This window comes from Microtetraspora sp. AC03309 (genome assembly GCF_020826795.1).
GTDB lineage: Bacteria > Actinomycetota > Actinomycetes > Streptosporangiales > Streptosporangiaceae > Microtetraspora > Microtetraspora glauca.
In genome coordinates this window covers 1-970 of sequence record NZ_JADDIL010000237.1, presented here as the reverse complement: position 1 = coordinate 970, position 970 = coordinate 1, and the positions used below count along the sequence as shown (strand labels likewise).

Here is a 970-nt window from a genome sequence, read left to right as displayed (position 1 = left end):
CGACAATCTGGTGAAGATGACGGTACTGCCCAACCAGGGCCCACCGTCGGCGCCGGTCTACCGTTACGAATGTCTTCGCGTCTTGGAAGCCCATGCGGGCCGCTACGTGCTCGTGCCTGCGCGGTGGTCCCGTGAGCAGGGTTACGCGATCAGCGTGACTCCCGACGCGACGCACCGCGTCACCTCGGTGGTGGACTCGACGCCCGTCGCGAAGGGATCCAGCGTCGACGAGTTCTGGCAATGCCCGGAAGTGGTGCGCACCTACCAGAAGCCTGACCTCGAACCGCTCCTGATCGGACCCGAGAGAGCGCAGACGCTGGTGGGCGCGACCGGTCTCAGCGCTAGCGGCCCCGACACGAACAGCGACACCGCACCCGCCGACGGCAATACCCACTCATCGAAAGGTTGTGTACCCGAAGGGGATCCATCGGCGCTCCCGACGGCACTGCCGGCATACCCCAAAGGCATATCCGCGACACGGCAACGCGAGATCACGGGTAACGGAGCATCTGGTCGAGTGTGGTTGCAGCAACGGGTCATCCTCTTCCCCGACCCTGCGGCAGCCGAGAACTTCATGGCCGCCGTCGAAGAACACTGGGGGTACTGCACGAACAAGACCGTCGCGGTATCCAGACGTGGCGAGGCACAGCCGCGCACCCTCGGTGCCCGGGTGGTGCAAAAAAGCGTTCTGTCAGTGCCTGATTCGGCGCCGTCGAGCTCAACGCCGGACTGCGCACGGGCCCTCGCCGCCAAATCCAACATCGTCGTTGCAGTCGACCTGTGTGGCGCGAAGAATCCATCGCAGGCGGCCGCAGTCGCCTATGACGTCCGGAATCGGATTCCCACCACCTAGGGCAGGGTTGCCGCCACCGCCCACAGCGCAGCCAGATCCTCCGGTTCGGTCCGGATCGGGCTGAGCGCCACATCCGTGGCACCGGCGTCGAGGTAACGCTGCAACTGTGCACGCACC

1 protein-coding gene is annotated in these 970 nt (G+C 65.5%); it reads left to right on the top strand.

Annotation, left to right across the window (positions count from 1 at the left end; all coding sequences use genetic code 11):
* On the top strand, positions 1 to 853 hold an 853-nt coding region (locus tag IMZ11_RS42535), incomplete at its 5' end, for a sensor domain-containing protein (protein ID WP_228649250.1).
* Between the last annotated feature and the right edge of the window lie 117 nt (positions 854 to 970).